At 71.0% G+C, this 14805-nt stretch carries 15 protein-coding genes; 10 read left to right on the top strand and 5 right to left on the bottom strand.

Going from position 1 to position 14805, the window contains the following annotated elements; translation table 11 throughout:
* Nucleotides 1-226: 226 nt before the first annotated feature.
* The 6 genes from E1284_RS07305 to E1284_RS07275 all read left to right on the top strand — a co-directional run bounded on the left by E1284_RS07305 (nt 227) and on the right by E1284_RS07275 (nt 7464).
* Nucleotides 227-1288 carry a BMP family lipoprotein gene (locus E1284_RS07305; protein ID WP_243714314.1) on the top strand — a complete coding sequence of 354 codons (1062 nt, stop codon included), beginning with the start codon at nt 227-229 and terminating at the stop codon, nt 1286-1288.
* A gap of 210 nt (nt 1289-1498) precedes the next feature.
* Nucleotides 1499-3037 (top strand): ABC transporter ATP-binding protein, encoded by a 1539-nt coding sequence (locus E1284_RS07300; RefSeq protein ID WP_207923610.1) that lies wholly within the window; start codon nt 1499-1501, stop codon nt 3035-3037.
* A complete protein-coding gene (locus tag E1284_RS07290; RefSeq protein ID WP_243714313.1) occupies nt 3034-4425 on the top strand; it encodes an ABC transporter permease in 1392 nt (463 codons plus the stop codon). The genes E1284_RS07300 and E1284_RS07290 overlap by 4 nt, the downstream gene beginning before the upstream one ends.
* A complete protein-coding gene (locus E1284_RS07285; protein ID WP_131938219.1) occupies nt 4422-5777 on the top strand; it encodes an ABC transporter permease in 1356 nt (451 codons plus the stop codon). The genes E1284_RS07290 and E1284_RS07285 overlap by 4 nt, the downstream gene beginning before the upstream one ends.
* Nucleotides 5778-5781: 4 nt before the next feature.
* Nucleotides 5782-6186: a cytidine deaminase gene (locus E1284_RS07280; RefSeq protein ID WP_131938218.1), complete on the top strand. Its 405-nt coding sequence runs from the start codon at nt 5782-5784 to the stop codon at nt 6184-6186.
* Nucleotides 6187-6189: 3 nt separating this feature from the next.
* On the top strand, nt 6190-7464 hold the full coding sequence (locus tag E1284_RS07275; protein WP_131938217.1) for a thymidine phosphorylase: 1275 nt from the start codon (nt 6190-6192) through the stop codon (nt 7462-7464).
* Nucleotides 7465-7490: 26 nt separating this feature from the next.
* Here the strand turns inward: E1284_RS07275 and E1284_RS41270 are convergent, their stop codons facing one another.
* A complete protein-coding gene (locus E1284_RS41270) occupies nt 7491-7658 on the bottom strand; it encodes a hypothetical protein (protein ID WP_165965160.1) in 168 nt (55 codons plus the stop codon).
* 112 nt (nt 7659-7770) lie between these two features.
* On the opposite strand from E1284_RS41270, the gene E1284_RS07270 reads away from it, so the two are divergent.
* On the top strand, nt 7771-9666 hold the full coding sequence (locus tag E1284_RS07270; RefSeq protein ID WP_131938216.1) for a serine/threonine-protein kinase: 1896 nt from the start codon (nt 7771-7773) through the stop codon (nt 9664-9666).
* 58 nt (nt 9667-9724) lie between these two features.
* Here E1284_RS07270 and E1284_RS07265 read toward each other — a convergent pair whose 3' ends face one another.
* On the bottom strand, nt 9725-10480 hold the full coding sequence (locus E1284_RS07265) for an alpha/beta hydrolase family protein (RefSeq protein WP_243714312.1): 756 nt from the start codon (nt 10478-10480) through the stop codon (nt 9725-9727).
* Nucleotides 10481-10760: 280 nt separating this feature from the next.
* On the opposite strand from E1284_RS07265, the gene E1284_RS07260 reads away from it, so the two are divergent.
* Both E1284_RS07260 and E1284_RS07255 read left to right on the top strand, forming a co-directional pair.
* On the top strand, nt 10761-10928 hold the full coding sequence (locus E1284_RS07260) for a hypothetical protein (protein WP_243714311.1): 168 nt from the start codon (nt 10761-10763) through the stop codon (nt 10926-10928).
* Nucleotides 10929-11068: 140 nt separating this feature from the next.
* Nucleotides 11069-11542 carry a hypothetical protein gene (locus tag E1284_RS07255; RefSeq protein WP_207923609.1) on the top strand — a complete coding sequence of 158 codons (474 nt, stop codon included), beginning with the start codon at nt 11069-11071 and terminating at the stop codon, nt 11540-11542.
* A 30-nt stretch (nt 11543-11572) separates the two neighbouring features.
* Here E1284_RS07255 and E1284_RS07250 read toward each other — a convergent pair whose 3' ends face one another.
* The 3 genes from E1284_RS07250 to E1284_RS07240 form a co-directional block, all read right to left on the bottom strand.
* Complete coding sequence (locus E1284_RS07250) at nt 11573-12058, bottom strand: DinB family protein (RefSeq protein ID WP_131938214.1); 486 nt, start codon at nt 12056-12058, stop codon at nt 11573-11575.
* Nucleotides 12059-12082: 24 nt separating this feature from the next.
* Complete coding sequence (locus E1284_RS07245; protein ID WP_243714310.1) at nt 12083-12886, bottom strand: ArsR/SmtB family transcription factor; 804 nt, start codon at nt 12884-12886, stop codon at nt 12083-12085.
* Between the two features lie 76 nt (nt 12887-12962).
* Nucleotides 12963-13622 carry a maltokinase N-terminal cap-like domain-containing protein gene (locus tag E1284_RS07240; protein WP_131938213.1) on the bottom strand — a complete coding sequence of 220 codons (660 nt, stop codon included), beginning with the start codon at nt 13620-13622 and terminating at the stop codon, nt 12963-12965.
* A gap of 74 nt (nt 13623-13696) precedes the next feature.
* On the opposite strand from E1284_RS07240, the gene E1284_RS07235 reads away from it, so the two are divergent.
* Nucleotides 13697-14152: a TIGR03618 family F420-dependent PPOX class oxidoreductase gene (locus E1284_RS07235; RefSeq protein ID WP_131938212.1), complete on the top strand. Its 456-nt coding sequence runs from the start codon at nt 13697-13699 to the stop codon at nt 14150-14152.
* The last annotated feature ends 653 nt before the right edge of the window (nt 14153-14805 follow it).

Below are 14805 nucleotides of genomic sequence, written 5' to 3'. Positions count from 1 at the left end.
ATCTTCCGTCCCCCGCCCACGCCCGCGGGACAGGGGCGTGCGGCGATGCCCGCTCGGGCCGGCGTCTCGCCGCTGACCTGTGGCGATATGCGTACGCATTGGTAACGGACCTGTTGCGAATCGGTGCAGGCGGGAAGTTTGCCCTCTTTCGCGGGGTAGCGTCCGATCGATTTCGGTGACCGAAGCGGTCGCCGACCCGTGGGTGGGGAACGGAAGGAGCGCTACCTTGCGCCGTGGACTGAAGACGACGCTCGTCGCCGTGGCGGGTGCGGCACTGACGCTGAGCGGTGCCTCCGCGTGCGGCGGCAAGAAGGCGGACACCGGCGGCGGTGACGAGGGCGCCAAGAAGACCCTCAAGGTCGGCCTCGCCTTCGACATCGGCGGGCGCGGCGACCAGTCCTTCAACGACTCGGCCGCCGCCGGTCTGGACAAGGCCAAGACGGACCTGAACCTCCAGACGGAGGAGATCTCCGCCAAGCCGGACGAGCCCGACTCCGACAAGGAGTCGCGCCTGCGGCTGATGGCCAACAAGGGCTACAACCCGATCATCGGTGTCGGGTTCGCCTACACCGCCTCGGTCAACAAGGTCGCCAAGGACTTCCCGGACACCAAGTTCCTCGTCGTCGACGCCGACCAGTGCAAGGTCGAGGGCGCGAACGTCAGCGGCTCGTGCTTCGCCGAGGAGCAGGGCTCCTTCCTGGTCGGGGCGGCGGCGGCGCTGAAGTCGAAGTCCGGCACGATCGGGTTCATCGGCGGCGTCAACGTGCCGCTGATCCAGAAGTTCCAGGCCGGCTACGAGGCGGGCGCGAAGGCGGCCAAGCCGGGCATCAAGATCCTGCCGGCGAAGTACCTGACGCAGCCGCCGAACTTCAACGGCTTCAAGGACACCAGCCTCGGCAACGAGGCCGCCAAGGGCCAGCTCGACCAGGGCGCGGACGTCATCTACCACGCCGCGGGCGGCGCCGGCATCGGTGTCATCAAGACCGTCGGCGCGGCCGGCAAGTGGGCCATCGGCGTCGACTCCGACCAGTACAACCAGCCCGCGGTCGCCGGGGTGAAGGAGCACATCCTCACCTCCATGGTGAAGCACGTGGACGTGTCGGTGTTCGACTTCGTGGAGAGCGTCGCCGACGGCTCGTTCAAGGCCGGCACCAAGACCTACGACCTCAGCAACGACGGCGTCGGCTACTCGACGTCCGGCGGCAACGTCGACGACATCAAGGCCAAGCTGGACGAGCTGAAGGCCAAGATCGTCAGCGGTGAGATCAAGGTCCCGACGAAGCCCTGACCGGCGACCGGGAGTGCGGGGGGACGTCCCCGCACGGTGACGTGGGGCCGTTCCGCCCGGCCGCGACCGCGCACCGGGAGCCACCCGCCGGGTGGCCTCCGGTGCGGCGGCGCGCTCACCCCCGGGACGTTCATTCCGAGACGTTCATTCCGAGACGCGGCGACGTCCACCGCCCAAGACAGCGCGTTCGAGGCAGGAGGAGGGGCACTCGTGCCTGACCAGGTGCCGGCCGTGCGGCTGACATCGATCACCAAGCGGTTCCCCGGAGTGGTGGCCAACCGCGACATCAACCTCACCATCGAGCGCGGCGAGGTGCACGCGCTCTGCGGCGAGAACGGCGCCGGCAAGTCCACGCTGATGAAGATCCTGTACGGGATGCAGAAGCCGGACGAGGGCACCATCGAGGTCGGCGGCGAGCAGGTCTCGTTCAAGACCCCGGCCGACGCGATCAGCCGCGGCATCGGCATGGTCCACCAGCACTTCAAGCTGGCCGACAACCTGACCGTGCTGGAGAACGTCGTCCTCGGCGCCGAGCCGCGCGGCAAGGGCCTGCGGCGCGGCCGCATCGACTTCGCCGCCGCCCGCGCGAAGATCAAGGAGATGTCGCAGGCCTACGGGCTGCACGTCGACCCGGACACGCTGGTCGAGACGCTGGGCGTCGGCGAGCGTCAGCGGGTGGAGATCCTCAAGGTCCTGTACCGGGGCGCCCGCGTGCTGATCCTGGACGAGCCGACCGCCGTGCTCGTCCCGCACGAGGTGGAGGAGCTGTTCGGCAACCTGCGGGACCTGCGCGCCGAGGGCCTCACCGTGCTGTTCATCTCGCACAAGCTGGACGAGGTGCTGACCGTCGCCGACACGATCTCGGTGATCCGGCGCGGCACCACCGTCGCGACCCGGCTCGACCCCCGCGAGGTCACCTCGCGGCGGCTGGCCGAGCTGATGGTCGGGGCCGAGCTGCCGACGCCGGAGCTGCGCGAGTCCACCGTCACCGAGGACGTCGAGCTGGAGGTCGCCGGCGTGACCGTGCTGACCCCCGGGGGCCGTCCCGTGGTGGACGACGTGTCGCTGCGCATCCGCCGCGGCGAGATCGTCGGGCTGGCCGGCGTCGAGGGCAACGGGCAGAGCGAGCTCATCGAGACGATCATGGGCATCCGGTCGGCGGACGCCGGCACGATCGTGTACAGCGGCGACGACATCACGCACTGGCCGACCCGGCGGCGCCGCGAGGCCGGCATCGCCTACATTCCCGAGGACCGGCACCGGCACGGGCTCGTCCTGGAGGGGTCGCTCTGGGAGAACCGCATGCTGGGCCACCAGACCCAGCGGCCGAACGTCCGCGGACCGTGGATCGACCGGCGCGGCGCCCGCCGCGACACGACCCGGATCGTCCGGGAGTACGACGTCCGGACCCCCGGGATCGACGTGCCCGCCGCCGCGCTCTCCGGCGGCAACCAGCAGAAGTTCATCGTCGGGCGGGAGATGTCCGGCGAACCGCACCTGCTGATCGCCGCGCACCCGACGCGCGGCATCGACGTGGGCGCCCAGGCCGCCATCTGGGACCATCTGCGGCAGGCCCGCGCGGACGGGCTCGCCGTGCTGCTGATCAGCGCAGACCTTGAGGAACTCATCGGAATGTCCGACACCCTGCACGTGATCCTGCGGGGCCGGCTGGTCGCGGAGGTCGATCCGCGGACCGTCACCCCCGAGGAGCTCGGCTCCGCCATGACCGGCGCGGGCGGCGCGTCATGAGCGACCCGAAGGACCCGAGGCCGCCGGGCGGCGAGCCGGAGGGACGCGAGCCGTCCGTACCGGAGCAGCGCGAACCCGACCCCTCGGAGACCATGTCGGACGAGCCCGAGCCCGCGCCGGAGCCCGCGCCGGAGCCCGCGCCGGAGCCCCCGCCGGGGCCTGACGCCGGTGAACCGCCCGCGTCCGGCGGGACGGCGACCACGCCCGGTGCGGCGGAGACCGCCGCGGTGCCGGCCTGGAAGGCGATCATCAGGGGGATGGGCCCGACCGGGCTCGGCCTGAAGATCGGCGCGCCGGTGCTGGCGCTGCTGATCTCCCTCGGCATCACGATGATCCTGCTGCGGATCACCGGCGCGGACCCGATCAGCTCGATCCAGAGCATGATCGACTACGGCACCACCGAGAACTCGATCGTCGACATCGTCAACCGCGCGACCCGCTACTACCTGTCGGCGGTCGCGGTGGCGATCGGGTTCCGGATGGCGCTGCTGAACATCGGCGTGGACGGCCAGTACCGCATCGCCGCGTTCCTCGCCGCCGCGCTCGGCGGCGCGCTCACCCTGCCCGCCCCGTTCGGGCAGCTGCTGGTGATCGTCGCCGCGATGGTCGTCGGCGGGCTGTGGGCCGCGATCGCGGGCGTGCTGAAGGTGACTCGCGGGGTCAGCGAGGTGCTGTCCACGATCATGCTGAACGCGATCGCGACCGGCGTCATCGCCTACCTGCTGAACGACAAGCGGCTCGCCGAGGTGCGGCCGGGCAGCAACAACGTCGCGACCGCGCAGATCCCCGAGTCGGGACGGGTCGGCGGGCTGAACGGGTTCCTGGCCTCGATCGGCATCGACCTGCCCGGCGACGTGTACGGGCTGCTGCCCCTCGCGGTCCTCGTCGGGATCGTGTTCTGGGTCGTCATCAACTACACCCGGTTCGGGTTCGACCTGAAGGTCTCGGGGCTGTCGGCGTCCGCCGCGCAGGCCAGTGGCGTCAACGCCCGGCGCATGATCGTCTACACGATGATCGCGTCGGGTGTGGTGGCCGGCCTGATCGGCATGCCGGAGCTGCTCGGCGCGTCGTATGAGTACTCGCTGAACTTCCCGGCCGGGCTCGGCTTCACCGGCATCACGGTGGCGCTGCTCGGCCGCAACCATCCGGCCGGCATCGCGCTCGCCGCGCTGCTGTTCGCGTTCCTCGACCAGACCTCCGACGTGCTGCAGGAGGTCGACGTGCCGAAGGAGATCGTCGGGGTCATGCAGGGCGTGGTCGTGCTGACCGTCGTCATCGTGTACGAGCTCGTCCGGCGCTGGGAGATCCGGCTCCAGCAGCGGGCCGTCGCCGCCGAGCTGGCCACCGGCCACGACCTGGCCCGCGAGGCCGCTGGGAGCGCCTCATGAGCGCCGCGACCGAGACGGTGGCCGCCGTGAAGGCCGGCACCCGCAAGATCCAGTTGCGCTGGCCGCACTACGCGCTGATCATCTCCGGGCTGCTGGTGCTGCTGTCGCTGGTCCGCGTGATCGACGACGCCGACCCGGTGACGTCCAGCGGGACGGTCAGCGCCGCGCTGCGCCTCGCCGTGCCGATCTTCCTCGCCGGCCTCGGCGGGCTCTGGTCGGAGCGGTCCGGCGTGATCAACATCGGCCTCGAGGGCATGATGATCCTCGGCACCTGGACGGGTGCGTGGGCCGGCTACCAGTGGGGCCCGTGGATCGGCGTCCTCGCCGGGATCATCGGCGGCGCGCTCGGCGGCCTGCTGCACGCCATCGCGACGGTGTCGTTCGGCGTCGACCACATCGTGTCCGGCGTCGCGATCAACATCCTGGGGCTGGGGCTGACGCAGTTCCTCGCCGGGCTGATCTTCGACACCGGCGCGGCGAAGGCGCTCGGCGGCGGGCCCCGGCAGTCGCCACCGGTCGATCCGATCATGACGTTGACGCTGCCGGTGCTGTCCGGCGGCAAGATAGGCGACTGGCAGAGTCCCGACTGGCTCGGCTCGCTGGAGGGCCACCACTGGTTCCTGCTCTCCGACGTCGCCGGCATCGTCCGCGGGCTGACCAGCGACATGTCGCTGCTGACGCTCGTGTCGCTGCTGCTCGTCCCGCTGAGCTTCCTGATCCTGTGGCGGACCCCGTTCGGCCTGCGCATCCGCTCCTGCGGCGAGGACCCGTACGCCGCCGAGTCGCTCGGCGTGCAGGTGTACCGGATGAAGTACGCCGCCGTGGTCATCTCCGGCGCGTTCTCCGGCCTGGCCGGCGCGTTCCTCGTCACCGTCGCCGCCCCGCTCTACCAGGACGGCCAGACCAACGGCCGCGGCTTCATCGGCCTCGCCGCCATGATCTTCGGCAACTGGCGTCCGGGCGGGCTCACCGCGGGCTCGCTGCTGTTCGGGTACACCGACGCGATGAACGTGCGCGGCGGCGGGCAGTCCGTCCACGCGCTGCTGCTGTTCGTGGCGGTGCTGCTGGTCGCCGTCGCGGTGTGGCAGGGGATCCGCGCGAACCGGCTGCGCGGCGAGCTCGCCAGTGACCTGAACCGCCGCGAGATGCGCAACGCCTACCTCGGCGCGGTGCTGGCGCTGGTGTCGGCCGCCGGGCTGCTCGCCTGGTTCCTGATGAGCGAGATCGTCCCCGGCGAGCTGGTCTCCTTCACGCCGCACCTGACGACGCTGCTCGTCCTGGCCCTGGCCAGCCAGCGGCTCCGCATGCCCGCCGCCAACGGGATCCAGTACCGCCGCGGTGAGGCACGATAAGGACATGGAGATCGACTGGCCGGCCCTGCGCGACGCCGCGCGGGAGGCGATGACCCGCGCGTACTGCCCGTACTCCGGTTTCCCGGTCGGCGCCGCCGCCCTGACCGACGACGGCCGGGTCATCACCGGGTGCAACGTGGAGAACGCCTCGTACGGGGTCGGGCTCTGCGCGGAGTGCTCGCTCGTGTCGGCGCTGCACGGCCCCGGCTCGTCGGCGCGGCCCCGGCTCGTCGCCGTCGCGGTCGTCGACAAGCACGGCGACCCGGTGATGCCCTGCGGGCGCTGCCGCCAGCTCCTCTGGGAGCACGGCGGCGCCCCGATGCTGCTGGAGACCGTCCGCGGCATCCTGCCCATGTCGGACGTCCTGCCGGACGCGTTCGGCCCCGACGACCTGATCGAGAGAGCGTGATCCGTGGACGCCATTGACGTCATCCGCGCCAAGCGCGACGGGGGCGAGCTGACCCCCGCGCAGATCGACTGGGCGGTCGACGCCTACACGCGGGGCGCGATCGCCGAGGAGCAGATGTCGGCGCTGGCGATGGCGGTCCTGCTGAACGGCATGACCCGTCCCGAGGTGGCCCGCTGGACGGAGGCGATGATCCGGTCGGGCGAGCGGATGGACTGGTCGTCCCTCGACCGCCCGACCACCGACAAGCACTCGACGGGCGGCGTCGGCGACAAGATCACCTTGCCGCTGGCACCGCTGGTGGCCGCGTGCGGCGCCGCCGTCCCGCAGTTGTCGGGCCGCGGCCTCGGCCACACCGGCGGGACGCTCGACAAGCTGGAGTCGATCCCGGGCTGGAAGGCGTCGCTGTCGAACGCGGAGATGCTGGACGTCCTGCGGTCCGCGGGCGCGGTGATCTGCGCGGCGGGCAGCGGCCTGGCCCCGGCCGACCGCAAGCTGTACGCGCTCCGCGACGTGACGGGCACGGTCGAGTCGATCCCGCTGATCGCCTCCTCGATCATGTCGAAGAAGATCGCCGAGGGCACGGGCGCCCTGGTGCTGGACGTGAAGGTCGGCTCCGGCGCCTTCATGAAGACGGCCGAGGACGCCCGCGAACTGGCCGAGACGATGGTCGCGATCGGCACCGACCACGGCCTCCGCACGATCGCCCTGCTGACCGCCATGGACCGTCCGCTCGGCAACGCGGTGGGTAACGCCGTCGAGGTCGCGGAATCGGTCGAGGTTCTCGCCGGCGGCGGACCGTCCGACGTGGTCGAGCTGACCCTGACCCTGGCCCGCGAGATGCTCGCCGCCGCCGGCCTGACCTCGAAGGACCCGGCGGACGCGCTGAAGGACGGCTCCGCCATGGACGTCTGGCGCCGCATGATCACCGCCCAGGGCGGCGACCCGGACGCGCCGCTGCCGTCCGCCCGCGAGACCCACACGGTCGCGGCCCCGTCCTCCGGCGTCCTGACGGAGCTGGACGCCTACGGAGTCGGCGTGGCGGCGTGGCGCCTGGGCGCGGGCCGCGCCCGCAAGGAGGACCCGGTCTCGTTCGGCGCGGGCGTCATCTGCCACGCCAAGCCGGGCGACACCGTCAAGGAGGGCCAACCCCTCCTGACCCTCCACACCGACGACGAGACCCGCCTGCCCCGAGCCCTGGAGTCCTTGGAAGGCGCCTACGAGATCGCCGACGGCGGAACCCCGTCCCTCCACCCATTGATCATCGACCGAATCGCCTGACCCGGCATCCCGCGTTTCCCCGGCGGTCAGCCGGGGTAGCGGATGGCCTCGTCGATCTCGAAGCGGCCCGAGTCTGCGATGACCTGGGGCTTAGGGGGAATCTCCTGAACGGCCACCGTGTCCTCCAGCCGGATGTGCGGCGGTAGCTCTCGCCACCGGTCGGCCGTGTCCTCGTGCCGTTGATCAGCGCTCATATCGCCATGATGCCGCCTTGGGTGCATTTTGGACATGCCTGTACCGGCGGCCGTGTTCTTCTTTGCCGTGGTGTGATGGGATCTTTCTGCTGACCGAACTGCTGGGGTGAGGATGTCTGAGTGGCTCGGCGGCTACCGGCTGGTCGGGGTCCTCGGCAGGGGCGGGCAAGGGGTCGTTCACCTCGGTGAGGCGCCGGACGGTGCCCAGGTCGCGGTGAAGGTCCTGCATGGCGGGTTCGCCGAGGACGAACGCGCTGTGAGGCGCTTCCTGCGGGAGGCGGAGTCCGCTCGGCGGGTCGCCCAGTTCTGCACGGCGCGGGTGCTGGACGTCGGTTCCAGCGAAGGCGTCGCCTACATCGTCAGTGAGTACGTCCCGGGGAAGTCGCTCAGGGAACTCGTGGTCAGCGAGGGGCCGCGTGACCACGGGGCGCTGGAGCGGCTGGCGGTCAGCACGCTCTCGGCGCTGTCGGCGATTCATCAGGCCGGCATCGTCCACCGCGACTTCAAGCCCAACAACGTGCTGATGGGCCCGGACGGGCCCCGCGTGATCGACTTCGGCATCGCCCGTGCCGCGGAGGCCGCCAGCGCGTCGTCCAGCGGGCTGATCGGCACGCCCGCCTACATGTCTCCCGAGCAGGTCGCCGGGAAGGCGGTCGGCCCGGCGTCGGACCTCTTCTCCTGGGCCGCCACCATGGTGTTCGCCGCGACGGGCGGGAACGCCTTCGGGGGAGAGTCGCCGGCGGCGTGCATGTGGCAGGTCGTCCACGGTGAGGTCGATCTGCCGGACCTCCCGCAGACGATGCGCGACCTGGTCGAAGCCGCTCTGGCGAAGGACCCGGAGCGGCGTCCGGACGCCACGGAAGCGCTTCTCGCGATGCTCGGCCACCGGGGCACGTCCGCGACGCTCCAGGCCACGATCCCCGGTGGTGACCACCAGGACGCCGACCCGACCAAGGAGATCACCGAGACCGGCGCCGATGCGACGCTGCTCGGCGAGATGGAACTGCGTCAGGAGGTGGAGGAGCGCCTGCGGACGATGGGCCCCGATCATCCCGGCACCCTGGACGGCCGGCATGAACTCGGCTGCTTCCTGACGACGCTGGAGCGGCACGAGGAGGCGGCGGCCTACCTGCGCGGAGTATGGAGGGACCGGACGCGCGTCCTCGGTCCGGAGCACCCCGACAGCCTCGCGAGCCGCCATGCGCTGGGCTGGGCCCTGGAGATGTCCGGACGGGGCGCGGAGGCCGAAGAGCATCTGCTCGCGGCGTGGCGGGACCGGGCGCGGGTGCTGGGCCCCGACGACCCCGAGACGCTCGACAGCCGCCACATGCTCGGCTGGGCGCTGGAAGGGCTGGGACGCCTCGCGGAGGCCGAGGAGCACCTGCGTGAGGTGTGGGAGGGGCTTCAGCGGGTCCTGGGCGCCGACGATCCCCGGACCCTGCGCGGTCGCCACAACCTCGGTCGCGTCATGGGACTGCACGGGCGGGCTTCCGAAGACCTGCGGCGGGCCGAGGAGGGCGTGGCGCATCTGCGCGGCACGTGGGAGATGCGGGTGCGGCTCCTGGGCACCGGTCATCCGGAAACCCTGAGCAGTCGCTATGAGCTGGGGTGGATGCTGACGGCGATGGGGCGGTACGAGGAGGCCGAGCCGCATCTGCGCGCGTCCTGGGAAGGGCGGGCGGAGGCCTTGGGCCCGGACGCCTCCTCGACCCTGGCCAACCGCCACGTCCTCGGCTGGACGCTGGAGCGGCTGGGACGGTACCTGGAGGGGGAGGCTCATCTGCGCGCGGCGTGGGAGGGCCGGGCGCAGATCCTCGGTCCGGACCACCCGCAGACGCTGGACAGCCGCTTCGTGCTCGGCTGGTCCCTCGGGAAGCTGGGCCGGTTCGAGGACGCTCAGGCGCATCTGCGCGCGGTCTGGGAAACGCGGTCGCGGGTTCTCGGCCCGGACCACCCCGAAACAGCGGAGAGCCGCCGCGCGCTGGACTGGGTGGTCGGCGCCGGCTGAAACGCCGGACCGGCCGGTATCGGCGCCCACACGCCGGTGGACGCCGATACCGATCACGTCAGGCCGCTGACGCGGCGCCGGTCAGGTGCCGGCCGAAGAACCGCACGGCGCTGTCGGATTCGAACCTGGGCACCTCCTTGTGCGTGCCCGCGTTCGCGTGCAGCGTCTTCTCCTTCGAGGCGAAGGCGTCGAACAGCGCGAGGCCGGATTGGCGCGGGATGTGCTGGTCGTCCCACTGGAGCGCGAACTCCACCGGGACGGTGATGCGGCTCGCCACCTCGGCGAGGTACTCGTTGTGCCAGAAGATGCCGAACGCCGCGGCGGTGATCCTGGGGTCGGCCGCCGTCAGCGGCATCCCGATCGCGGTCCCCATGTTGAGGCCGTAGTAGCCGACCGGGCCCTCGTCGCCGATCTCGGGCAGCTGCTGGAGGGCGTCGAGGGTCGCCTGCCATTCCGGCACGGCGCGCTCCGCCAGATGCAGGTTGTAGGGGACGACGATCGGGCCGACCGGCTCGCCCGAGGCCATCGCCGCCTGCATCGCGGCGATCTCCCGGTCGTCGGTCTCGGTGCGCGGACGGTCGCCGTGGCCGGGCGCGTCGATGGCCGCGACGTTGAAACCGCAGCGGGTGACGAGGAGGCGGGCGCGGCCGGCCGTCGGCGGGGCCTTGCTGTCACGGCCGCCGCCGTGCCCCACCAGGACGAGCGGGGCGCGGTCGCCGCCGGAGGCGGGCGTCCAGAGCATGCCGGGGATGTCGCCCACGGAGAATTCGCGTTCGAGGACACCGCCGGACGATGTCTCCGCAAGGAAACGCACGGAATGAACGGGTACAGAGCTCATGGGTTCTGCCTTTCGGGAGTGCCTTGCCTGCTGCGGCGCTCCCGGCGACCCCTGCGTCGATCGCCCTACCGTGAACGACGAGGGAGCACCCACATCGATACAGCGTTCATGGGTCTCACCTCCTCGCGTGATGTCACGGCCTCCGGCACGTTAACACCCGGGCGCCGTCCGTCCAACCCTTTTCCGTCGACCTGCATCAATGCCGGACGACGGGCACTAGAGCGCCCCGCCCGCCGAAACCTTGGCCGCCGAAACCTTGGCAGCCGCACGCGCGATGCTGGAGAAGATCGCGGGAACACCGCTCCCGGCCGCGCTCTCCGACCGGGACGCGCTGCTCGTCGGAACCGGCCGCCGGCCCCCGACGGACGCGGAGAAGGCCCTGCTCGGGAAGCTGTCCGCGAGGCTTCCCCTCGTCCTCGGCTGAACGCGACCTCCGCCGCTAGGACGACCGGCCGCGCTCGCCCCGTCCGGTTGGCGGGGACGGCCAGGTCTCTGCCAGGATTGCGGAGTTTTGTCATCCTTGAGGCGACTCATGGCGTGGATCGGCGGGGGACCATGGTGTCGGTGATCGTTCTGCTTCTCGGCATCCTGGCCGGGCTGGTCATCACCCCTGTCCTCTTCGTCCGGGGCCTCGTCCTGGGTGTTTCGCGGAAGCGGCGCTCGCCGGGCGTCCCGTGGAAGGTCGCCGCGCTCCTGGCCGGCGCCGTGGCGACCGGCGTGTACGTCTGGGGCATGTTGCTGGTGTTCTCCGACGTCATGTCCGCGGAGGACGGCGGGGCCGACTCGTCACCGCTGCTGCCCTGCCGCTCCGCGGGCATGGCCAAAGCGATGCACGTGGTCGACTACGGGATCGACTTCGTCCCGCTTCGCTTCGAATGCCGTCTCAACGGCGGCGGAAGCTATGCCACCTCCTCGGTGCCCGCCTACCTCACCCCTGCGGCCGCCGCGCTCGGCCTGGCGGGAATCGGATTCCGCGTCCGCTACGCGGTCGTGGCGGATCGTTCGTCCCCGAGCCGGCGTGCCGAGCCCGCCCGGTAAGGATTTCGGCAGCCTGCGGCAAATGTTCGGCTAGTCGGACGCGGACAGGGCCAGGAGCTGCCGGGTGTGGCCCGGGAGTTCCGCCTCCGCGAGGCCGGTGACGAGGTCTCGCAGCGGCAGAAACTCGTCGACCAGGACTTGGTCCTTGGACAGGAGCAGGGTGGGCACGGGCGTGTTGAGCTCGGCCTCGCTGCATGACATCGCGAGCGCGCACAGGGCGTCCGCCTGGTGACGGACGCGGTCCCGCAGTTCCGCGCCGCGGCCGGTGAGCGTGATGACGTGGTCGATGGTCCACGCGTCCTGCGCCAGGCGGTTGTCGTAGGTCGTGACCGTGCCCGTCGCGGCGGAGGAGACGGCCGCGATGGTGGCGTTGTTGATCAGCACGGTGTGCGCCAGGATCTGGTCGGCGTCCCATTCGCCGGGCGGCGGGACGGGGCCGGGGTCGGAGCCGGCCACGGTGGCGGCGGCGTCCAGCAGTTCGCGGTAGGCGTCCTGGAGCGGTGCGGTGTCCAACATGGTCTCGTCCTCCTGTCGGCTGGGTCAGGCGTGTGCGTCGGTCATCTCCCAGGGTGCCTGGGGAAGGACGTCGCCGGTCTCCAGCAGCGACTTGAGATTTGCCAGCACGGCCGGCCAGCCGCTCGAGATGCCGGCGCGCATCTCCTGGTCGGGCAGGTTCTCGTGCGTCACCGTGAGGCGGACGATGTCCTGGTGCGGCTCGACGCGGAAGGTGACGACCGACGGGTCTCGCGGCGGCTGGACGTCCGGGGTGTCCTCGAAGGTGATGACCAGCCGGGTCGGGGGCTCGGCCTCCAGGACCCGTCCGACGACGTCGACGGCGCCCGACCCGTCGGTGCGCTGGTGCTCCCAGGCCGAGCCCGGCTGCCAGTCCGAGACGTTGGCGTGTCCCCAGTAGCGCGCGGTGAGGTCCGCGTCGGTGAGGGCCTTCCACACCTGGTCGGCGCCGGCGCGGATGTAGGTGACATAGACGTAGTTCGGCACGGTCGTGTCGCTCATGGCGTACTCCTCTGCCTGGTTCTTGATGGCACTGAGCGCCCGCAGGCGCGGTCGGTCGAACACGGAGATCCAGCGCTCCTCGATCTCGTGGATCGGCGCCGGGTTGAGGTAGTGCAGTCGTTCCCGTCCGCGCCGGACCACGGTCACGAGGCCGGCCCGGACGAGGACGTCGAGATGCTGCGTCGCCGACTGGCGCGCCATGTCGAGGCGTTCGCACAGCTCGCGCAGCGTCTGGCCGTTCTGCTCGCGCAGCCGGTCGAGCAGCAGGCGCCGCGTGGGATCGGCCAGCGCCTTGAAGACGGGATCCATCGTGTTCGCTTCGGGGCTCACCCCCCCATTATGCAGGTATCCACCTGCCTAACGTCAATGGCCAAGCCATCGCGCCAGGTCAGAGCGGTTTTGAGCGTTAGCGGGACGTGTGGATGACGGCGAAGGACGCCCGTGCCTCGGTTCCGCCCGGCGGCTGCCAGACGGCGGTGACCCGGCCGTCGACGCCGCCGCCCTCGTCCTCGATCGGCCGCAGGAGGCGCGTAACGGCGACGGTCAGGGTCCCGCCGGCCTCGGTCGCCACCACGATGCCGGTGCCGTCCCGGCCCTCCTCGACCGCCGTGATCGCGGCCATGGCCGGGAGATCGGATCCGGCGTAGTGCGTCGAGACGGAGGGCTCGGGCGTGTCGCTCTTGCTCTGGTGCTGGGCCTCGGCCCGTCCCTGGACAAGCGCGAGGAGTTGCGCGACCAGCACTGGGTCGTGGGCGCCGTCGTACACCCATCGCCGTCCGAGGACTCCGTGCTCGGACGTGCCGACCAGCGCCGCGTCGGCCCCGTCCAGCGGCGCCCCGCGGTAGGTCAGCGGCACCTGGTACGAGACAGGGCGGTCGCCGGAGGTGTCGGTGACCACCATGAACTCGATGCCGACTTCTCCGGCCGGGTCGTCGAGCCGGAAACCGCCCGCCTTGGCCAGTTCGGGCTCGCGCCCTGTTGCGGCGTACCACGGCCGACCCGGAAGCCACGCGGCGAGCAACTCCAGCTTGCCGGGCGTCATCGTCGTCTTGTGAATGACTGCCATGCGGCCTTCCTACAGCAGGACCGGCGCGCCTGACGCCGCGGGCCTGCTCGGGACGAGCGTGAGAGGCTGGCGCCATGGGGATCGATCTCGCGGCCTTCGCCGAACTCCTACCTCTCGACCACGGGCTGTGCGTCGTCAGCACGGTCCGGGGCGATGGGAGCGTCCAGTCGTCCGTGGTCAACGCCGGGGTCCTGGAGCATCCGCTGCGGGACGGGCGGGTCGTCGGGCTGGTCGCCAGGGGCGGGTCGCGCAAGCTGCACAACCTGCGCGCCGACCCCCGGGTCACGATCGTCGCCCGCGCGGGCTGGCGCTGGACGGCCGTGGAGGGCGACGCCGAGGTCATCGGCCCGGACGACCCGCACCCCGGCCTCGACGGAGAAGCGCTGCGGCGGCTGCTCCAGGACGTCTTCCGGGCAGCCGGCGGCACCCACGACGACTGGGACGCCTACGACCGGGTGATGGCGGAGGAGCGGCGGGCCGCCGTGCTCATCACCCCGCGCCGCGTCTACTCCAACCCGCGGACTTCGTAAGACGCCACGCGCTGCTGCACGCCTCCCGACAGCCTGGGCCCCGGTGTGAGGCCGTCCGGACGCTCGGTGACGGCTCGCAGTGCAAGCGGCACCGGCGCATCAGGGCGGTCGCCGATTCCATTGGCGTCGGCGATTCCTTCTTGGTTATCGTCCGTTTTCTGTCGGTAGAGATGTCAATGTCGGCCTTAGGGCGCAACATCTCGGCGCTTGACCGATCTCATTACCGGACCACCGAAAACCATTACTATGAAGGCATCGATACCGGGAAGATGTCCGCAATCACGCGCGCGCTAGTGATGTGTGGCGGGCGGGGGAGGTGTGCGCGCGGCTCAGTGGCCGACGCTCCCGGAGATTAACCATTCGTGATCGACGACTCCGACCGCGGCCCTTGCGCGGGTCATGGCATGGCTGTCAACAACTCGTCACCCAGTGTCTGTGGCGGACGTCGCCTCTGCCGGCTGCGAGGGTCGCGAGCTGCACATCCTTCGTGAATCGGGCCAATCTCCGACCGCTGTGCGCTCGCCTGACCCGCCGCGGCCCAGTGATCGCCCTGACCGCCCCGCAACGGTGTGCAATATAGCCCCTTTCGCCACATCCGCAACTGGGGGAACACTAAACTCGGGAATCTCAAGCTGAATCAGCGTGGCGCTGGA

It is taken from the genome of Actinomadura bangladeshensis, from assembly GCF_004348335.1.
GTDB lineage: Bacteria > Actinomycetota > Actinomycetes > Streptosporangiales > Streptosporangiaceae > Spirillospora > Spirillospora bangladeshensis.
This window is presented reverse-complemented; position numbering and strand designations above follow the sequence as displayed.

Bases quoted from the DNA above. Each gene is read 5' to 3' on its own strand.
- E1284_RS07290 (WP_243714313.1), top strand. From the start codon at position 3,034: ATGAGCGACCCGAAGGACCCGAGGCCGCCGGGCGGCGAGCCGGAGGGA.
- E1284_RS07285 (WP_131938219.1), top strand. From the start codon at position 4,422: ATGAGCGCCGCGACCGAGACGGTGGCCGCCGTGAAGGCCGGCACCCGC.
- E1284_RS07280 (WP_131938218.1), top strand. From the start codon at position 5,782: ATGGAGATCGACTGGCCGGCCCTGCGCGACGCCGCGCGGGAGGCGATG.
- E1284_RS41270 (WP_165965160.1), bottom strand. From the start codon at position 7,658: ATGAGCGCTGATCAACGGCACGAGGACACGGCCGACCGGTGGCGAGAG.
- E1284_RS07270 (WP_131938216.1), top strand. From the start codon at position 7,771: ATGTCTGAGTGGCTCGGCGGCTACCGGCTGGTCGGGGTCCTCGGCAGG.
- E1284_RS07250 (WP_131938214.1), bottom strand. From the start codon at position 12,058: ATGTTGGACACCGCACCGCTCCAGGACGCCTACCGCGAACTGCTGGAC.
- E1284_RS07240 (WP_131938213.1), bottom strand. From the start codon at position 13,622: ATGGCAGTCATTCACAAGACGACGATGACGCCCGGCAAGCTGGAGTTG.
- E1284_RS07235 (WP_131938212.1), top strand. From the start codon at position 13,697: ATGGGGATCGATCTCGCGGCCTTCGCCGAACTCCTACCTCTCGACCAC.